Origin of the sequence: Pseudomonas sp. Marseille-Q5117 (genome assembly GCF_946901175.1) — a bacterium.
Classification (GTDB): domain Bacteria; phylum Pseudomonadota; class Gammaproteobacteria; order Pseudomonadales; family Pseudomonadaceae; genus Aquipseudomonas; species Aquipseudomonas iranensis.
This window is the reverse complement of record NZ_CAMPPP010000001.1, coordinates 183662-202573: the sequence shown is the minus strand read 5'-3', so window position 1 is coordinate 202573 and position 18912 is coordinate 183662. Positions and strand designations below refer to the sequence as shown.

At 59.5% G+C, this 18912-nt stretch carries 16 protein-coding genes; 7 read left to right on the top strand and 9 right to left on the bottom strand.

Annotated elements, in window-relative coordinates:
- Positions 1-97 precede the first annotated feature (97 nt).
- Both OC605_RS00920 and OC605_RS00915 read right to left on the bottom strand, forming a co-directional pair.
- Entirely contained in the window at positions 98-1369 is a 1272-nt protein-coding gene (locus OC605_RS00920) for a hypothetical protein (RefSeq protein ID WP_262136061.1), read from the bottom strand.
- 123 nt (positions 1370-1492) lie between these two features.
- Positions 1493-1963, bottom strand: coding sequence for a hypothetical protein (locus OC605_RS00915; protein WP_262136060.1), 471 nt, complete (start codon positions 1961-1963; stop codon positions 1493-1495).
- 164 nt (positions 1964-2127) lie between these two features.
- On the opposite strand from OC605_RS00915, the gene OC605_RS00910 reads away from it, so the two are divergent.
- Positions 2128-2793, top strand: coding sequence for a ribonuclease T2 (locus OC605_RS00910; protein ID WP_039760675.1), 666 nt, complete (start codon positions 2128-2130; stop codon positions 2791-2793).
- 51 nt (positions 2794-2844) lie between these two features.
- Here the strand turns inward: OC605_RS00910 and OC605_RS00905 are convergent, their stop codons facing one another.
- The gene (locus OC605_RS00905; protein ID WP_262136059.1) at positions 2845-4266 is read right to left on the bottom strand and encodes a hypothetical protein; all 1422 of its coding nucleotides are present in this window, start codon (positions 4264-4266) and stop codon (positions 2845-2847) included.
- Positions 4267-4507: 241 nt separating this feature from the next.
- On the opposite strand from OC605_RS00905, the gene OC605_RS00900 reads away from it, so the two are divergent.
- Positions 4508-6079 carry a diguanylate cyclase gene (locus tag OC605_RS00900; RefSeq protein ID WP_262136058.1) on the top strand — a complete coding sequence of 524 codons (1572 nt, stop codon included), beginning with the start codon at positions 4508-4510 and terminating at the stop codon, positions 6077-6079.
- A gap of 160 nt (positions 6080-6239) precedes the next feature.
- Here OC605_RS00900 and OC605_RS00895 read toward each other — a convergent pair whose 3' ends face one another.
- Complete coding sequence (locus tag OC605_RS00895; RefSeq protein ID WP_262136057.1) at positions 6240-6563, bottom strand: hypothetical protein; 324 nt, start codon at positions 6561-6563, stop codon at positions 6240-6242.
- Positions 6564-6752: 189 nt separating this feature from the next.
- Between OC605_RS00895 and OC605_RS00890 the strand changes: the two genes are divergently transcribed.
- The 4 genes from OC605_RS00890 (at position 6753) to OC605_RS00875 (ending at position 11486) form a co-directional block, all read left to right on the top strand.
- Positions 6753-7193, top strand: coding sequence for a carboxymuconolactone decarboxylase family protein (locus OC605_RS00890; protein WP_133340426.1), 441 nt, complete (start codon positions 6753-6755; stop codon positions 7191-7193).
- Positions 7194-7445: 252 nt separating this feature from the next.
- The gene (locus OC605_RS00885) at positions 7446-7937 is read left to right on the top strand and encodes a sigma-70 family RNA polymerase sigma factor (protein ID WP_262136056.1); all 492 of its coding nucleotides are present in this window, start codon (positions 7446-7448) and stop codon (positions 7935-7937) included.
- Between the two features lie 40 nt (positions 7938-7977).
- On the top strand, positions 7978-8961 hold the full coding sequence (locus tag OC605_RS00880) for a FecR family protein (protein WP_262136055.1): 984 nt from the start codon (positions 7978-7980) through the stop codon (positions 8959-8961).
- A gap of 98 nt (positions 8962-9059) precedes the next feature.
- Positions 9060-11486 carry a TonB-dependent siderophore receptor gene (locus OC605_RS00875; protein WP_262136054.1) on the top strand — a complete coding sequence of 809 codons (2427 nt, stop codon included), beginning with the start codon at positions 9060-9062 and terminating at the stop codon, positions 11484-11486.
- 142 nt (positions 11487-11628) lie between these two features.
- On the opposite strand, the gene OC605_RS00870 is transcribed toward OC605_RS00875, so the two are convergent.
- The gene (locus OC605_RS00870) at positions 11629-12780 is read right to left on the bottom strand and encodes an MFS transporter (protein WP_095182435.1); all 1152 of its coding nucleotides are present in this window, start codon (positions 12778-12780) and stop codon (positions 11629-11631) included.
- Between the two features lie 255 nt (positions 12781-13035).
- Between OC605_RS00870 and OC605_RS00865 the strand changes: the two genes are divergently transcribed.
- Positions 13036-14022, top strand: a complete 987-nt coding sequence (locus tag OC605_RS00865) for a diaminopimelate epimerase (RefSeq protein ID WP_262136053.1) — start codon at positions 13036-13038, stop codon at positions 14020-14022.
- Positions 14023-14028: 6 nt separating this feature from the next.
- On the opposite strand, the gene OC605_RS00860 is transcribed toward OC605_RS00865, so the two are convergent.
- From OC605_RS00860 to queD, 4 genes are all read right to left on the bottom strand, one after another.
- On the bottom strand, positions 14029-15597 hold the full coding sequence (locus OC605_RS00860; RefSeq protein WP_262136052.1) for a glucan 1,4-alpha-maltotetraohydrolase domain-containing protein: 1569 nt from the start codon (positions 15595-15597) through the stop codon (positions 14029-14031).
- A gap of 139 nt (positions 15598-15736) precedes the next feature.
- The gene (codA, locus tag OC605_RS00855; RefSeq protein WP_262136051.1) at positions 15737-16972 is read right to left on the bottom strand and encodes a cytosine deaminase; all 1236 of its coding nucleotides are present in this window, start codon (positions 16970-16972) and stop codon (positions 15737-15739) included.
- A 14-nt stretch (positions 16973-16986) separates the two neighbouring features.
- Complete coding sequence (codB, locus tag OC605_RS00850; protein ID WP_122603777.1) at positions 16987-18258, bottom strand: cytosine permease; 1272 nt, start codon at positions 18256-18258, stop codon at positions 16987-16989.
- Between the two features lie 247 nt (positions 18259-18505).
- Entirely contained in the window at positions 18506-18862 is a 357-nt protein-coding gene (queD, locus tag OC605_RS00840) for a 6-carboxytetrahydropterin synthase QueD (protein ID WP_007915588.1), read from the bottom strand.
- Between the last annotated feature and the right edge of the window lie 50 nt (positions 18863-18912).

The following is an 18912-nucleotide window of genomic DNA, read 5'->3' as shown; positions in this document are numbered from 1 at the left end:
TCTGAGAAGGAAGGTGGCCCAGTGTAGTGAAAGGCCTTCTCGGGTGTCATCCCGCGCCCGGACTCAACGTACCGGGCAACGCCACCAGCGCCAGCATTCAGTTGGCTGAGTAGGGGATTACAGTTTTGACAGGTTCAGCCAACTGCTCAATACGGCGTTGGAGTTGGAGGACCTGTGGCGATAGGTGAATCGGTTTGAGAATGGCTGAGCGCAAGTGATCCCAGCCAACGATGTGTTCAGCACGCTGCTGCCAGCTGAGTAGCGGCGCAAGCCCTGGACGCAACGGTTTCTGAGTGACCTTGCTGTTACGTGTGGCGATGCAAAAGTGTGTGTAGCGAGGCAATTCATACAGGTTCAAACGCTGCAGGTCTCTGCTGCACAACAGCAAGATGTCGCCAAAGGTGAACAAGGGAAACGCCGTGACTTCGATCTTTTGTTTTTCATTGAGTGTGGTTCGCCACAGTCTGTTATCCAGATCGTCCAGGCTGATGTTTTCGTCAAGTATGAATCGCGCCGGTGGTTGACGAATCGCCAGATTTCCAGCAGCTGCGTAGGTGATGCTTGGCATTGCACCTGGCGATAAAAGAAGAAACCCGCTGAACAGAACCAGTGCTGTTGCGATTCCATAAGCGATACGCGCAAAGACATGGCCTCTGCTGATATAAAAAATCAAAATCGGGACGAGACTGAAAATGAGTGTGCCGAGGGAAAACAACCCGACAACCACTACCGCCTGCGCATTATCATCGCCGACGTAGGTCTCGAGGATCAGCAATGTGGGGAGTGACGCACACAGAACGGCTAAGCCGATCATGCCACCGATCAAGAGTCGGAAACCGTTTTTCTTCCAGCCTCCCATTCGTCGGGTGTTTTTGTTGAAAATCTTTCGAAAGTGTTTGAACAGGAAAAGTGCGAAATAGGCCAGCAGGGTCATGGAAAAAACAAACAGCATCGAAATTCCGGCGCTGAATGTGTTCGAGAACTTGAAAAGTAGAAAAATGAAAGTACAAAAGCCAAAACACAAAGGAAGCAGCAAATAGGTAGCGATCTGTTTGTGCCTTTTTGGCACTTTTTCGAACATCGATACGGTAATACCGTAGAACCATGCACTGGCGGAGAGTACGCCAAGGTAGCCCACCATGATCAGCACGATCAGTAAAAGCCAGATAGCAAGGGCTGACTTGGCATCGCTGCCTGCCAGGAAAAGGTCAGTACGACCAATTGCCCGGGTGTAGACGTATAGCCCAAGGATTGCCAACCCCGCGCCGAGAAAGCCCAGAGTGACGGTGATCTGGCTCCAGTAATCAAGAATACGTTTGAAATTGCGTTTGAAGAACTGCGTAAACGTTGGTGCGGGCGAAGCATCCATGCGATCAAGATTCCATCGGGTTTGATTGGTGGTTCTGTAACGACAAATGGCCAGATTTCTTTAGAAATCCGGCCATTCAATGCAATTGGTCTGTTTTTCTGAGTTGATCGTGATGGAAAGAATTTAAAGCCCCAATCCTTCCTGCACCACCTGCAGCAGATTGTTTTCGGTCAGGGCGATGGCATCCAGCTCCTGGCCGGTTTCAATCGACTGCATCCACCAATGGCTCTCACCATGCTCATCCACTGTACGCAGCAGATAAGTGTCCGTGGCTGACGGGTTGATCTGCACCCGCCCGGCGCCATCCTCGGTAAACCTTGCAATGGGATCAAATGTCAGGCTTCGCTCATTGGCTTCGATCACCAGTTGGTCGATGGCGTAATCGTGGCTTTCGCCATCCGGGGAGCTTTCGCAGATGTGCGTGGGATTGCGCCGAATCTTCAAACCAACCTCAGTCACCGGTTGCAGCCACGCTTCGATGCGGTGGTACAAGTCGTACACCTGCGCCGGCCAGCAATCGATCTCCAGCGCGGCATCGGCATGGGTGTGCCGGGTTTGCTTGAGTTTGGCGGCGAGTTCGTCTGCTTTACTCATTTCGGATCCCTTGGTTTGATGTCTGCCTGTTAATCGTAGACCTTTCAACGGTGTACGACGTTGCCTTGCATCATGCGCCTGCAACACAAGCGTGTCGAAATCAGCGCTGGCCAAGTCGGTCAGGATCGAAAACCATGGACGCAGGCGTCCCAAGGAGTGGGTACATGAAAAAGCTGTTTACAATTTTGGCGGTGATTGCGCTGATGGCCGGTAGCATCGGCTTGAGTTCGGCGCGGCAATCACAGTCAAGCAAAGCCCAGGCGGAATCGGTGGCGGGAGTGTTCGATTACTACCTGCTGACGCTGTCCTGGTCGCCGACCTTTTGCCTGACGCATAAAGATGACTCGCAGTGCACGGGCAAGGGCTACGGCTTCGTGCTGCACGGCCTGTGGCCGCAATACGCCAAGGGCGGCTGGCCGGAATCCTGCCCGCCGCTGACCACGTTGAACGCGGCGCAAACCAGCAAAGGTCTGACGCTGTTCCCGACCAAGAAACTGCTCGACCACGAATGGTCCAAGCACGGCACCTGCAGCGGCCTCGGCGCGATGGGTTATCTGGATGAAGCGGACAAAGCGGTGGCGGCGGTGAAAGTCCCCGATGAGCTGCAACCCTTCAGCTCCTCCTATTACTTCGAAGCCCAGGAAATTGCTGACCTGTTCCGCAAGGCCAACCCGGGGATCCCGGCCGATGGCATCGCCGTCATTTGCAGTGGCCCGGAACTGGCGGAAGTGCGCGTGTGCATGGGCAAGGATTTGCAGTTTGGCGCGTGCGGCAAGGGTGTGAAGACTCAGTGCCGGGCGGGGGATATTCGAGTTCCGCCGTCGCGGTGATAAGAAAACAGGCGTCCGACGGGACGCCTGTTTTTTATGCGGCTTGATAACTCAGTGGTTGACCAGCGTGGTGTTACAGCTGCATCCGAGGCAGTTTGGCAAAGGCGATGTCAGAGCCTCCCAACCGATTAGCACGCCTCCTCGATATGATCCGGTAACGGCATTATCGGCGGTTGCACAGATATCGGCTGTCTTCACACAGCCACCAGGGGCGGTCGACCAGGTTCCGACATCCCAGCCCGCATTCTTATGCCGTTCTACTGACTTGGGAGTTGGATGCCTGTATTTGTTACCCCTGCCAAATGAATAAACCAGACGCCGGTAACCACTTTGCACAGGTATCGGTACAGTGCCGGTAGCTTTTAAATTAGCGCCATGGTGCGGTGCTATGACTGCCACGGCGGGTGGTGGTTTTAATTTGTCGAGGAAGTATTTGTAGTCGCAGTCGCCGGTCAAGAGCCAGCAGGCCGGGAAGTCCGGGTCATTGTTCTCGATGGAAAGAACAATCCCGGAATCGTTGCGCGTGCGTCCATTGCCCAGAGTGAATCGGATGGACATCTTATTGTTCAAAACAGCCTGACCAATATCTCCCACTGGCATGTCGAGAACTCTGATGCGGCCTTTTTTATTGATTACCTCCATAGCAAAGGTCTTGTGGATGGGGTCAAGGATTTGATTGGTCACAATCCAGTTCATCTTCAGCGCGTCGCTGTCCTTGTTTTCCTTCGGACAAGCACCTGCCCAGTGATCATGATCCCAATGAGACATGATGATGAGCGGTTGTTTGCTAAAGCAGAAATCAATCAGACCCGGTTTTGAACTTTTGTTGGGGCCGACAGCGGCACCAACATCAAAGTAGATGTCTGGACAAGCCCCCCCGGAGTCACTGATCAAGGCGTTGGAGTTGCCCTGGCCAACGTCATATGCAGCCAGAAATTGTGGGCCTGGGGTCGATTGGGCGATCAGATGCTGTAACTCGACCATGTTGATCTTTTCGGCGGTGTCGAGAGAAAACTCCCGGTTAAGCATTTTCTGGTGGTCCGGGTCCACCGGGTCGAAACGAACCTGACTCGGAATCGACGTAGTAAAGAGGTTGGTGTAGAGCCTCGAGTTCCCGTTTTGTTTGCCGGGATCGCGGACTTTGAATATGTACCACTTGTCCTGATGACTCAGCAGAAACTCGTCTAGCGATGAGTACTCCCGAGAAACATGGAGTTTTATTTCTATGCGGAAAATCACCGCTTCTTCGTATGGATTCTCATCGAAACTCGCAAGTTCGCGGTGAACTTGAACGTGATGTTTGCGCTGCAATCCACATTTGTATAGTGAATTTATGGCGATCAAGTTGAACCACGCCATGGCGAAAGAGGGTTCGCCGGGAATAGCCTCAATGTCATCGATCTTGCCGTAAGCCAAATAGTTGCTGAAATCGAATGGCGGCGTGTCATCAAGTTGTTCAAGAAAGCGGTTCACGTTCAGTCCTTGAGGTCAGCGGTAAGAGCTGCATGGTGGCCTGTAGCCATTGCTTTTTGAAAGTTTTTGACTTTAACAGGTCAAGTTGCGGAGATACAGGTCGCTAACGTTCTCGTGGGGTGATGGAGCTGACTGCAATACCGTAGGTGCCTTCAATTGCCTCGATACTGTCCATGAACTACGCTCACAAAAATAAGGGTTTCGGGCTCACGCCCTAGTCGTACCTGCCCAGGACTTGCTTTTGCCTATCCCCATTCACGATCCGCATCAGGCCCCCGGAGGCACCCTTAAACGCCTGCCGCTGCGCAAAGCGGCGCTGCTGTTTATCGTTGCGGTGGGGCTGTGCCTGTCCGGTTTGCTGTACCTGCAACTGGAGCAGTCGCGGCGCCAGGATCTGGCGGTGGCGAAAGTGGCGTCGAGCAACTTGACCCGGGCCATGGCGCAGCAGGCAGAGGATACGTTTCTGGCCGCCGATCTGGTGATGACCAGCCTGGTCGACTGGATTCAGGAGGATGGTTACGGCGCCGCGCAGAAACCACGCTTGCAGAGAACCCTCGCCCGTCGGGTGCAGCAACTCGATCAGTTGCACGGCATGTTTCTCTTCGACACGCAGGGTCAGTGGGTGATTACCTCGTTCGCCGATCTGCCCCGTGGCAACGGCGTGGCTGACCGCGAGTACTTCAAATTCCACCAGCAGAACGCTTCGACGCTGGCGCACATCGGCCCGGCGATTCGCAGTCGCGAGAACGGCGAGTGGATCATCCCGATTTCCAAACGCATCAATGATCACGCCGGCAATTTTCAGGGCGTGCTGCTAGCCGGGATCAAGATGTCGTACTTCGACCGCTTCTTCGAAAGCTTCAGCCTCGATGATCAAGGCATCATGTTTCTTGGTCTGAGCGACGGCACCTTGCTCGCCCGCCGACCGTTTGATGAAAAGCTGATCGGCACTTCGCTGGCGCAGGGGCGGATCTATCAGACGTTGCTGCCGGAGGCGGCTGCGGGCACGGCGATGATCCATTCAGTGGTCGATGGCGTGATCCGTTTGTACGGTTATCGACGTTTGTCGGCGTATCCGTTGGTGGTGGCGGCGGCGACCTCGCGCGATACGATTCTCAAGGGCTGGTACGAGCGTGCGTTCCAGTCCAGCGTAATTGTCGCGCTGGTGATTCTCGGGGTTGGCCTGTTCGGCTGGGTGTTCATTCATCAGGTGCGCGACGGCGAGCGTATCGAGAATAACCTGCGCAAGGCGCAACGGGCGCTGGAGCAGATCGCCACCCACGACAGCCTTACCGGGTTGGCCAATCGGCGCTTGTTCGAGCGCTCGCTGGACATTGAGTTTGCCCGTGGCGCGCGGCAGGTCAGTCCGGTCAGCCTGATCATGCTCGATATCGATTTCTTCAAGCGCTACAACGATGCTTACGGCCATGTCGCCGGCGATCAATGCCTGGCGCAGGTGGCGCAAGTGGTGAAAACCTGCTGCCAGCGCAAGTCGGATCTGGCGGTGCGTTATGGCGGCGAAGAATTTGCCGTGCTGTTGCCGGACACGGACATCAACGGCGCGCTGGCGATAGCCGGGCAAATTCGCCGCAGCGTCATCGACAAGCACATCATCCACAGCGGCTCGCCGACCGGTTATCTCACCGTGAGCCTGGGCTGTTATGCGTTTATTCCGCACGGCAACGACAGCCCGCAGGTGTTTATCCAGCGCGCGGACGCGGCGTTGTATCAGGCGAAAAATGCCGGGCGCAATCGCGCGGCGGTGTTTGCAGCTGAAGAGGCTTTTGCCGAGCTGATGCGTTCGGATCGCTGATTCTTTCAATCGACATGAATCAGAAGTGGGAGCGAGCCTGCTCGCGAAGAGGGCATGTCAGTCGCCATATTTGTTGACTGATACACCGCTTTCGCGAGCAGGCTCGCTCCCACATTGTTTCGTGATGGACTCAAGACTATCCGGGATGGCTCTTGTTCGTTCAGCCGCCCGTGCCACCGCCCGCGCCACCCGTGCCGCCGCCGGCCGAACCGGTGCCGCCACCCGCGCCGGAACCCGAACCGCTGGCGCCGCCATTGGTGCCCGTGCCACTTCCTGCGCCGCTGCCCGTGCCGCCGCCAGAGGTTCCCGAACTGTTGCCGCCCGAAGGCGCGCCCGGGGTGTTGTCCGGCGGCATGGTCGAGCTGCTGGCGCCGCCGGACTTGGTGCCCGTCGCATCGGTGCTGTCATTGGCCGCGAAGCTGGCGGCGGACGCCGTGGCGAGCAGGCCGGCCAACAATAACGAAGTGAATTTGCGCGTCATCATGGTACGTCTCCTGATAAAGGGGATTACCTGATATTGGTCTTGCGCACTGAAACCTTGGTGCCCGTCGAGTGACGAGCGGTCAGTCGCCGCGCCAAGTGGCCTACCGTTCTTCTGCAATATTGGCTATTTGCCGAACCACCCCCGGGGACTAACGTAGCCACACATTCAATCGCTACCCCGGAGCCCACCATGCAACCTCGTGCCGATTTCTACACCGCTTCCCCAGATGCCATGAAAGCGATGATGGCGCTGGAAAATGCCGTCTCGAAACTGTCGCTGGAAAAGAGCCTGCTCGAACTGGTCAAGCTGCGCTCTTCGCAAATCAACGGCTGCGCATTCTGCATCGATATGCACACCGCCGACGCCATCAAGGACGGCGAAACCCCACGCCGCCTGTTCGCCGTGACGGCATGGCGGGAAGCGCCATTCTTCAGCGAGCGTGAGCGTGCCGCGCTGCTGTGGACCGAGTCGCTGACGCAACTGAGCCTGACCCACGCGCCGGACGAAGACTATGAAGCAGTCGCTGCGCAGTTTTCGCCGAAGGAGCTGGTTGACCTGACGGTGGCGATCAACACCATCAACGGCTGGAATCGCCTGGCGGTGGGCTTCCGCAAACTGCCGCAGGCCTGAGGCATTCACGCTTTTACCTTGTGGGAGCGAGCCTGTTCGCGAAGGCGACGTGTCAGTCACCATCATCGTTGCTGACATACCGCATTCGCGAGCAGGCTCGCTCCCACAGGGACCTGCTCAATGCCCATCGGAGCTCGGCGTCGTCGGTGGTTGCACCTTGCGCATTAAAAACACCATCACAGCGTGCATTGCTTTGTATTAATACGAAGCATTACTATTCACGCCCCTTTCTCACCACGCCGCCCATCCCCCATGCGCTCCCGCAGATCCGGCTTTTTCGAGCACTACGAAGAGTTGATCGGCACCTGGACTCGGCGCCTGCGCAATCGCGCGCACGCCGAGGATCTGGCGCACGACACCTTTGTGCGGGTGCTCGAGGCAGATTCGGCGGCGGTGCAGCAGCCGCGTGCGTATCTGCATCAGACCGCGCGCAATATCGCGGTCGATGGTTATCGGCGGGAGGACCGGCGGGGCGCTCTGGAGTCGGAGGCGTTCGAGGACACTGCGTCGTCAGCGGGCGATCCGGAGCATTACATGCACGCGATCCAGTTGGCCGACTCCATCGAACGCGCGCTCACCGAGCTGCCGCTCAACTGCCGCAAGATATTTGTATGGCAGAAGATCGAAGGCCTGACGCAGGCAGAAATCGCCGAACGCCTGGGGCTGTCCAAGAACATGGTCGAAAAGTATATGATCCGCACCCTGCGGCATCTGCGTGAGCGGCTGGATGGCTTGCAATCATGAGCGCTTGGATCTTTTCATTTTCAGCCGGACAGGACATTCCATGATGGAAACGGGTGATTGCGCCTGTGGACAAACGGCGGTGCGTGACGAAGCGGCGGCCTGGTTCGTGCGTCTGCAGGAGCCGGATGTCAGCGTCGAGCAACGGCAGCGCTTCGACGCCTGGTTGAACGAGCATCCGCAGCACCGTGAGGAATTCCAGTTGCTGCAAGGCATGTGGACCGCGGCTGATCTGTTGCCGACTTCTCGCCTCATGGCGCTTGCCGAAACGCCGCCACCTCGCCGCGAACGCCGGCCGTTGTTGCATTATGCCGTCGCCGCGAGTGTCCTCGCCGTGGCGCTGGGACTTGGCCTGTTCAGTGGTTTGAATCAGCCGGGCGGTTACCGCGCCGAATTCGCCACCGAGCTGGGCGAGCGCAAACATGTGGCGTTACCCGATGGCTCGGTGATCGACATGAACAGTCGCAGCCGCTTGCAGGTGCGTTATGAGAAGGATCGACGGCTGATCGAATTGAGCGCGGGCGAGGCGATGTTCAGTGTTGAACACGACGCCTCGCGTCCGTTTATTGTCGAAGCCGGCAGCGGCAAGGTCACAGTCACCGGTACGCGTTTCGATGTGCGCCGCGATGCCACGCAAACCCGCGTGGTGGTGGAACAGGGCGCGGTGAAGGTGCAGGGAAGTGCTGCCCCGGACAACCAATTCATCAACCTCACCGCAGGCCTCGGCACCGCGGTCGATGCCCAAGGCAAAGTCCTGCCGGCCTACGCGGTCAACCCGGCGGAACTGACCGCATGGCGCAACGGCAAGCTGGTGTTCAACAACGCCAGCCTCGGCGAAGTAGCGGCGGAAGTATCGCGCTATCGCGACAAACCGCTGACCGTATCCCAGCCGAACGTGGCCAGCCTGCGCCTGACCAGCGTGTTCAAATCCGACGACACCGACGCCTTGCTCAAAGCCTTGCCGAGCATCCTGCCGGTGACGGTGCGCACCCTCGCCGATGGCAGTCAGGAAATAATTTCCAGATAGCATTCAGGTTTTTTCCCCGTTCATCGTCTTCCTGTTCAACTGCAACTGGTTTGCATTAACAGCCGCACACTCTTGCGATCCACAGGACTCCGTACGACGTGAACATCACCACCCACCACAATAAAAAATCCCCTTGGTTGCCATTGGCTCTCGCGCTGGCGGTCAGCGCCGCGATGCCGTTGGCGTTTGCCGCTGAAGCCATTCATATCCGCGCGCAACCGCTGGGCCAGGCCTTGAGCGAGCTGGGCCAGCAAACCTCGCTGCAGGTGTTTTTCAGCCCCGAACTGGTGGCCGGCAAACAGGCGTCAGCGGTCGACGGCGACCTTTCGCCAGAGCAGGCTTTGCGGCAGCTATTGCAGGGCAGCGGTCTCGATTATCAGATCAATGAAGGCTCGGTGACGCTCGCCCCAGCCGCTACCTCCGCAGCCAGCAACGGCCCGCTGGAGCTCGGCGTGACCGACATCAAAGTGGTCGGCGACTGGCTCGGTGACGCCGACGCGGCGGTGGTGCAGAACCACCCCGGCGCACGCACGGTGATTCGCCGCGAAGCGATGGTCGAGCAGGGCGCGATGAACGTCAGCGACGTGCTCAAACGCGTGCCCGGCGTGCAGGTGCAGGACTCCAATGGCACCGGCGGCAGTGATATTTCCCTCAACGTCGGCGTACGCGGTCTGACTTCGCGCCTGTCGCCACGCTCGACCGTACTGATCGACGGCGTGCCAGCGGCGTTCGCGCCATACGGCCAGCCGCAGTTGTCGATGGCGCCGATCTCCTCGGGCAACCTCGACAGCATCGACGTCGTGCGTGGCGCCGGTTCCGTGCGTTACGGGCCGCAGAACGTCGGCGGCGTGATCAACTTCGTGACCCGCGCGATCCCGGAGAAAACCACCGGCGAAATCGGCACCACCCTGGAAACCACGCAGTACGGCGGCTGGAAACACATCGACACCGCGTTTCTTGGTGGCACCGCCGACAACGGCATGGGCGTCGCGCTGCTGTACTCCGGCGTCAACGGTCACGGTTATCGCGAGCGCAACAACGGCAACGACATCGACGACGTGCTGCTCAAGACGCACTGGGCGCCGACCGACCAGGACGATTTCAGTCTCAATTTTCACTATTACGACGCCAGTGCCGAGATGCCCGGCGGCCTGACCCAGCGTCAGTACGACGACAAACCGTACGAATCGGTGCGTGACTACGACCAGTTCACAGGCCGGCGCAAAGACGTGTCGTTCAAGTGGATCCGCCAGATCGACGAGCGCACTCAGGCAGAAATTCTCGCCTATTACACCGACAGCTTTCGCGGCAGTACCATCGCCGCGCGCGATCAGCGCACCCTCAGCTCATACCCGCGTTCCTATTACACCCTGGGCATCGAGCCGCGCGTGTCGCGGGTGTTCGATGTCGGTCCGACCACCCAGGAAGTCAGCGTCGGTTATCGCTATCTGAAAGAGGCCATGCACGAAGAGTCGAGTCGTCTGGCGCTGGTCAACAATCAGCCGGTGGTCACGCCGACCTCCGACGGCCATGTGTTCCAGGATCGCACCGGCGGCACCGAGGCCAATTCGGTGTATGTCGACAACAAGATCGACGTCGGCAACTGGACCATCACCCCGGGCATTCGCTTCGAACACATCAGCACCGATTGGCACGACCGCGCCGTGCTCGACACCGCTGGCCGGCCGGTCCCGGAGAAAAACCGCAGCATCGAAAGCAATGAGCCGCTGCCGGCGCTGAGCGTGATGTATCACCTGTCCGATGCCTGGAAGCTGTTCGCCAATTACGAAACCTCGTTCGGCAGCCTGCAATATTTCCAGCTCGGCCAGGGCGGTTCGGGTGACAGCACCGCCAACGGTCTGGAGCCGGAAAAGGCCAAGACCTACGAGATCGGCACGCGCTACAACGATGATGTCTGGGGCGGCGAGGTGACGCTGTTCTACATCGACTTCGATGACGAACTGCAATACATCAGCAACGACGTCGGCTGGACCAACCTCGGCGCGACCAAGCACCAGGGCATCGAAGCCTCGGCGCACTACGACATGGCCGCCCTCGATCCGCGCCTCGATGGTTTGACCGCCAACGCCGGTTTCACCTACACGCGCGCCACCTATGAAGGCGAGATCCCCGGCTTCAAGGGCCGCGATCTGCCGTTCTATTCGCGGCAGGTTGCGACGGTCGGATTGCGTTACGAAATCAACCGCTGGACGTACAACATCGATGGCTTCGCCCAATCGAAACAGCGTTCGCCGGGCACCGGTGTGAATGCGGATGGCAGCTTCAATGGCAACTACATCACTGAAGGCACGGCGGACGGGCAGTACGGCGACATCCCGGGTTACGTGACCTGGAACGTGCGCGGCGGCTATGACTTTGGTCCGCAGGTGTCGAACCTCAAGCTCGGTGCCGGGGTGAAGAACGTCTTCGACAAGCAATACTTCACCCGCTCCAGCGACAACAACTCGGGGATGTATGTCGGCGCACCGCGCACGTTCTTCGTGCAGGCCAGCGTAGGCTTCTAAGGCTTGATCGTTCCCACGCTCTGCGTGGGAATGCAGCCCGGGACGCTCCGCGTCCCTTGCAAAGCCGAACGCGGAGCGTCCGTTGAGGCATTCCCACGCAGAGCGTGGGGAACGATCTGGCTACGTCCTGCTCGCGAAGCTTTTAGACTTTGAGGACTTTGCCGCCGATCGCCACAGCCACCAGCAACACTGCCATCAATCCAAAGGCAAAACTCAGGCTGCTGGCATGGGCGACAAAACCGATCACCGCCGGCCCGGCGAGAATCCCGGCATAACCCAGCGTGGTAATCGCCGGTACCGCGATGCTCTCCGGCATCACCGTCTGCTTGCCCACCGCCGTGTACAGCACCGGCACGATGTTCGAGCAACCGGCGCCGACCAGCGCATAACCGAGCAGTGCCGCTTGCCAGCTCGGCGCGAAGGTGGCGAGAAACAACCCCGCCGCCGCCAACAGACCGCCGAACAGAATGATCCGCGTGGCCCCCAGCTTGCGCACGATGCGATCACCCAGCAGACGGCCCACGGTCATGGTCAGGGCAAACGCTGCGTAACCCATTCCCGCATAAGCCGTGTCGATCCCGCGTTCCTGAGCGAGGAACACTGCGCTCCAGTCCAGCGCCGCGCCTTCGGTGAGGAACACGATGAAGCACATGCCGCCGATAAACAGCACGATGCCATGGGGAATGGCGAACGCCGGGCCGGAGCTTTCGCTGCCGTAGGGCAACATGTGCGGCACGCATTTGAGCAAGGCGCCGATCAACAACACGACGACGACCAGCATCGCTGCCAGCGGTGTCAGCCCGAGGCCGAGCAGGGCGCTGACGCCCGCCGCACCGACAATGCCGCCGAGGCTGAACAGGCCGTGAAACCCCGACATCATGTGCTTGCCGCTGGCGCGTTCGACGATCACGGCTTGCAGGTTTACCGTCGAATCCACCGTGCCGAGGCCGGCACCGAACATGAACAGCGTGGCGATCAGCGCCGGGATCGATGACACCGTCGCCAGCAACGGCAGCGCCGCGCAGATCAGCAAGGTGCCGCCGGTGGCCACACGTCGGCAACCAAAACGCGTGGCGAGGATCCCCGCCAGCGGCATCGCCAGAATCGAGCCGACGCCCAGGCACAGCAGCAATAACCCCAGCGTGCCCTCATCCAGCCCGGCCCGCGCCTTTGCGTACGGCACCAGCGGCGCCCAGGCGGCGATGCCGAGGCCGGCAATGAAAAAGGCAACGCGCGTGGACATCTGTTGCAGGCGTCCGGGGACGAACGTGTCTTGGGGGTTGAGGCTGGTCATATCGATCCTTGGCAAAAAAACAACTGCATCCCGAGTGACATTCTGACGGCGTTGAGGTTCGATCGCGAGTGTCGGGTTGGCGCGGTGGACATCCTTGCACAGCATGACCTGTGGGAGCGAGCCTGCTCGCGAATGCGGTGGGTCAGATAACGCCGTGTCGACTGGCACACCGCTTTCGCGAGCAGGCTCGCTCCCACAGGGACCGTGTTAATCGTTAGAGTGGCGTTTATCCAGACGGCGAAAAAGGGCAGGGCAATGACGAGGTTCTACGACGCACGCGGCAATATCTACGGAGTGGTTTCGCCCCAAGCCTTGCGCGAATCCGGAATTGCCTTGCCCGCCAGCGCCGCCGAGTGCGCCACGTCTCGACAGCAATGGAGCGAAGCCGCCATCGCCCGGTGCTGCGATTGGCCCGACGGCCAGCGTCCGGCCAACAGCAAATCCCACCGCAGCGACGGCCTGCTGATCGGCCCGTTTCAGGCATCTGCGCCGTTCGATGTGCTGATCGTCAACACCGACGGCAGTCTCGCCGAGCGCAGCGGTAACGGCCTGACGATTTTTTCTCAGGCATTGACCGAGCAAGGCTTGCTGCCGGAGCAGGGTGCAGTGTTGCGCGTTCATCATGACAAGGGCGAAGCGCTGGGAACCGCGGTGACACCGGCCGAAGTCGAAGGCGTGCGCGGTTTCTGGCTCGACCTCGGCCAGCCCGGATTCGGCCCGCAAGCCGTTGGGGCGCAGGCAGTCGAGAGCGTTCAAATCAATAATCGCGACGTCAGCCATGTCCAGCCCTTGGCGCAACTCAATCCCGACTGGACGCACAGTCAATTCGTCCGCATCGGCAATCCTCACTGCGTAACGCTGCTCAGCGATGCGGCTGCTTTGCCGAGCAACGAGCAGATGCGTGAATCACCCCTTAACCAACGGCTGACCGCTATTGCCTACGCCATGCCCACCGGTGCCGGCAATCCCTGCCCGGCGGGCGTCAATCTGCAATGGGCCGCGCTGGCGTCGCCGCAGACGATTCTCGCTCGGGTGTTTGAACGTGGCGAAGGGCCGACAGCGTCATCCGGCACCAGCGCCAGTGCGGTGGCGTGTGCAGCATGGCGGGTGGGTTGGGTTGAAGCGGGGGAAGTGCGGGTGGTCATGCCCGGTGGTACCGCGCCGATTCTGCTGCAACAGCGCAGCGAACTCGGCGTGACTGTGCACCTGTTTGGCGTGGCCGTATCCCTTTCTGACCGTTGATCATATCTAGAAGCGTCCAGTGGTTTCGCTCACCGTGCCAGTGGTCACTGAGGTGTTCGGATTCGCCTGCCAGTAAACGACGCCAGAGGGATCGCTACTTCGTACAATGCATTTCCATTCAATAGCCTGCCGTGCCGGTATTTCAATGCTCGCGCTCCAGCGACCGTCCGACGCGCTCAAGGCAAGCGCATGGCGTGGGTCCCATGCGCCAAGCTCAAGCGTCGAGCCCACGGCATAAACGCTTTCGTCGCGCTGCGGATGGGCATTGTCGCAATTGAGGCGCAGGCTGACAGGGGCAGCGTGGGCGGCAACGCTCCAGATCCTGATAGCGCCGGCGTCCCATTCCAGAGCAGGTTTTTCAAGTTCCGTTGGCAGGCGTTCCAGATCCGAGCCAAGGGCAATCACTACGCTCTTACGGCTGCCGGAGATCGTCGCCACCAGTCCGGAATATCGCGTGTGAAACCGAATGGGGGAGTCGGCGCGGACCCCGGCGTTTTTGCGCAGCTTGATCAGTTGTCGAATCAGTGGGCCACGGTTCCAGTCATACATGTCTGGCCAATAAACGGTGGGCGTTCCGGGACTGCTCAGAATATAGGCATAGGCCTGGTTGCGTCGTTCTTCGGCTAGCGGCCAATGGTGTTGACCGGCGAAGTCGCCCGGGGAGTAGCCGGTATCGTGATTGTCGACAAAGGTCACCGCGACCTGACGCCAGGAAGGATCCGGGTTGCCGTTAAGGCCATCGCGCCACTGCGCCAGCGTGCCGTTCTGCATGCGCTCCTTGAGGGCGAAGTCGAACACCGTGCAGTGCGAACGATCTGACCAGTCTTTCAGTGCATCCTGCCAACTGGCACTGCGCCGCCAGTCCCCTTGCGGGTATTCGTTTGGGCCTTTCCACATTTCCCCGACACAGAACTGCCGGTCGCCAAAGTCTTTCATCCAGCGGTCGACAGTCTCCGGTGCATACCCTCTGACAAAATCAAAACGCAAACCCTGAGCACCAAACTGGTCGCGCAGATTGGTGAATTCTTTTTTGAAGGTTTCGAACACTTCGGCGTTGCCCGTATTCAGATCGGCCGTGCCGTCCATGAACGGGTCGCCTTCGTCACACCGGGCGCAGTCGTGACGCCATTCGTTGCGTCCTCGGGGGAACATCGTTACCACGCCCTTTTCACTCATGTGATTGGGCACCACGTCGTATACGACTTTGACGCCCGCATTGTTCAAGGCCGAGGCTGTTTGCTTGAGTTGTTCGGCAGTCCCATAGCGGCTGGACTTATTAAAGTCCTGCCAGAAATAACCTTCACCGCCGCCGCTGGCCGTGGCGCTTTGCCAACGGGACTCATCCACCCAGGGAGGAGGCATCCATATCAGTGTGAATCCATCGTTGCCGATAGTTGAGGCCATGCGGTCCAGTGCGGCATACCACTTCTCCGGGGTGCGGCTGGAGTTCCAGTGAAAGCCTTGCAGAAGAACTTCTTCGCCGCTGCCATTGCGCACAGCGACGGTTGCCTCTGCCGCGTCGCAAATATTCAGGAACAGAAAAAGCATCAGGCTGGGCAGTGAGGTCCATTTCATGATCGCACCTGGGATCGACTGATTTATGGACTTCACTTTGCGTAGCATGGACGCGTTTGTCGCCTGTCAGAGTTGACAGTCCTTTAGACTGGTTAGCGATAAAATTTCCAAGAGTCATTAGCGTTCGGCAGTGTACTGGTCACGCAAACTCCACCACCGGCATCTGCCGCTTCATCAACACCTTGCCGCCGCGAATCGAATACAGCGGCAGGCCCTGGCTGCGGATCACTTCGTAGTCGCTGTCCGCCGAAAGAATCAGCAGGTTCGCCGGGCGGCCCTGTTCCAGTCCGTAACGCTCGCCCAGGTGCATGGCTTTGGCGCTGTTGTCGGTGACCAGATCCAGCGCGCTTTGCAGGTTGCGATAACCGAGCATGTGGCAGATGTGCAGACCGGCTTCAAGCACGCGCAGGATGTTGCCGTTGCCCAGCGGATACCACGGGTCGACGATCGAATCCTGGCCGAAACACACATTCATGCCGGCTTCTAGCAGTTCATTGACGCGGGTCACGCCCCGGCGTTTGGGGAAGTTGTCGAAGCGCCCTTGCAGGTGAATGCTTTCGGTCGGGCAGGAGACAAAACTGATCCCGGAATGGCCGAGCAGGCGGAACAGTTTGGCGCAGTAGGCGTTGTCATAAGAGCCCATCGCCGTGGTGTGGCTGGCGGTGACGCGGGCGCCCATGTCGCGGCTGCGTGCTTCTTCGGCAAGCACTTCAAGGAAGCGTGAATGCGGATCGTCAGTCTCGTCGCAGTGCACGTCGACCAGGCAGCCGGTACGCTCGGCCAGGTCCATGAGGAACTTCACCGAGCTGACGCCCTGATCGCGGGTGTATTCGAAATGCGGAATGCCGCCGACCACGTCAGCGCCCATGCGGATCGCTTCTTCCATCAGCTCGCGACCGTTGCGGAACGACTCGATGCCTTCCTGCGGGAACGCGACGATTTGCAGATCGATCAGGTGACGGCTTTCCTCGCGCACTTCGAGCATGGCTTTGAGCGCGGTGAGTTGCGGGTCGGTGACGTCAACGTGGGTGCGCACGTGCTGAATACCGTGGGCGGCCAGGGCCTGAATGGTCTTCTTGGCACGGGTCTTGGTGTCTTCTTCGGTGATGGTGACTTTGCGCTCGCCCCAGCATTCGATGCCCTCGAACAACGTACCGCTCATGTTCCAGCGCGGCTCGCCGGCGGTGAGGGTGGCGTCGAGGTGGATGTGCGGCTCGACGAAGGGCGGCACCACCAGATTGCCGCCGGCATCGAGGTCATCCGGGCCGAGGGTCGGCGCTTCGGTCTGACGGGCGATGCTGTGGATCAGGCCGTCTTCAAGGTGCAACTCGTGCAGGCCTTCCTGGTTGCGCAGGCGGGCGTTGATGATGTGCATCAGGCGAATCCTTTTTATAGGTCTTGTAGTGGTGCGCTGACGCGACGGGCGCCCAGCACACCGGTGACGATGACATACGTTAGCGCGGCAGCGGCAATGCCTACCAGCGGCGCGACCCAGGGCGAACTGAACGCAGCGACGGTGCCCACCCCGTAGGCCCCGAGCCCCGGCCAGTTGAACGCCGGCAACCGTGCGTCGGCCAGACGCGGATAGTGCCCGCGCCAGCGGTAGAAAAAGTCAGCCATGATCACTCCGCCAATCGGCGGAATCACCGTGCCGAGCAAGATGAGGTACGGCACCAGCATGTCGTACATGCCCAGCAGGGCGAGCAGGGTACCGATCACCGCGCCGCCCAGGGTCACAGTCTTGCGCCGGCCGGTACGCAGCAGGTTGCAGCCGGCCACGGCGAAGTTGTAGATGGTGTTGTCCTGAGTACTCCAGATGTTCAACAACAGCATGGCCATCGCGGCCATGGCGAAACCTTGCAACAGCAGCACTTCAACCACATCCGGCTGTTGATAGACGATCGCGCCATATGCGCCGATCAGCACCATCAGGCCGTTGCCGATGAAAAAACCGATCAGGCTGGCCAGCACTGCCACTTTTGCCGAGCGCGAAAATCGCGTCCAGTTGGTGGCTTGGGTCGCGCCGCTGACGAAGGTGCCGAAGACCAGGGTGATCGCTGTCGACCAGTCCAGCGAACCGCTCGGCACCACGCTGAGCAAGCCTTCGAAGCCGCCGACTTTCACCGTCGCTGCCCACATCGACAGCATCAGCAGCAACATCATCGCCGGCACCGCGATGTACGAGAGAATCTCCAGTCCGCGATAACCGATGTACGCCGTAGCGCAGAAGCCCAGACCGAACAGCACCATCAGGACCAGCACGGTGGTTTCATCGAGATTGAAATACTTGCCGATCACCACCGCTGCCGTCGCCGTGCCCCAGGCGTACCAGCCGATCTGGGTGAAGCCGAGGATCAGGTCGCTGAGCTTGCTGCCAACTTCGCCAAAACAGAAGCGGCCCATCAGCACCGAATTGAGGCCGCTCTTGAAGGCGATGTAACCCAGCCCTGCGGCGTACAGGCCCAGGAGCAAGTTGCCGACAATGATCACCGCCATCATCTCGGCGAAACCGAACGCGACCCCCAGCTTGCCGCCGGCAAACATGGTCGCGGTGAAAAACGTGAAGCCCAGTAACACCATCGCCGTCGAGGCCAGGCCTTTGCGCGCGTGCATGGGCACTTCACTGAGCGGGTAATCGTTGCCGGAGGCGTTCTGCGTCATGAGGCAGTCCTTGCTGGAAGGGGAAGACGCAGAAGGGTTGCAGCGGTCGTGCCAAGCGACGCAAGTGACCGAATGTGGAGACGCGACTGGGGTTTTCAGCGCGAAAGCAGTGCACTTAATGCACCAGGAGCCCAATGTGGGAGCGAGCCTGCTCGCGAATACGGAGTGTCAGTCACCGAATAAATTGACTGGAACGACGCTTTCGCGAGCAGGCTCGCTCCCACAGGGGCGGGGAGATGTGTGGTGCTTATTCGCCGCGGTAAATGCAGCCGCTGGTGCACGTCTCATGAATGCGGATCGCGCTGAGTTCCGGCAGCAATGGCTTCATCTCATTCCAGATGAATTTGGCCAGTACTTCGCTGGTCGGGTTTTCCAGGCCGGGAATGTCGTTCAGGTAGTTGTGGTCGAGGCGCTCATACAGCGGCTTGAAAATCGCTTTGATCTCGGAGAAATCGCGAATCCAGCCAGTGTGCGGGTCGAGGTCGCCGCTCAGGTGCAGCGCGACCTTGAACGAGTGGCCGTGCAGGCGTCCGCACTTGTGGCCGTCCGGGACGTGCGGCAGGCGGTGGGCGGATTCGAAAGTAAACTCTTTGAAGATTTCCACGGTAGTTTCGGCTCTGTTCAGATGGCGTTCGCCGCAGCGATTCGGGCAGG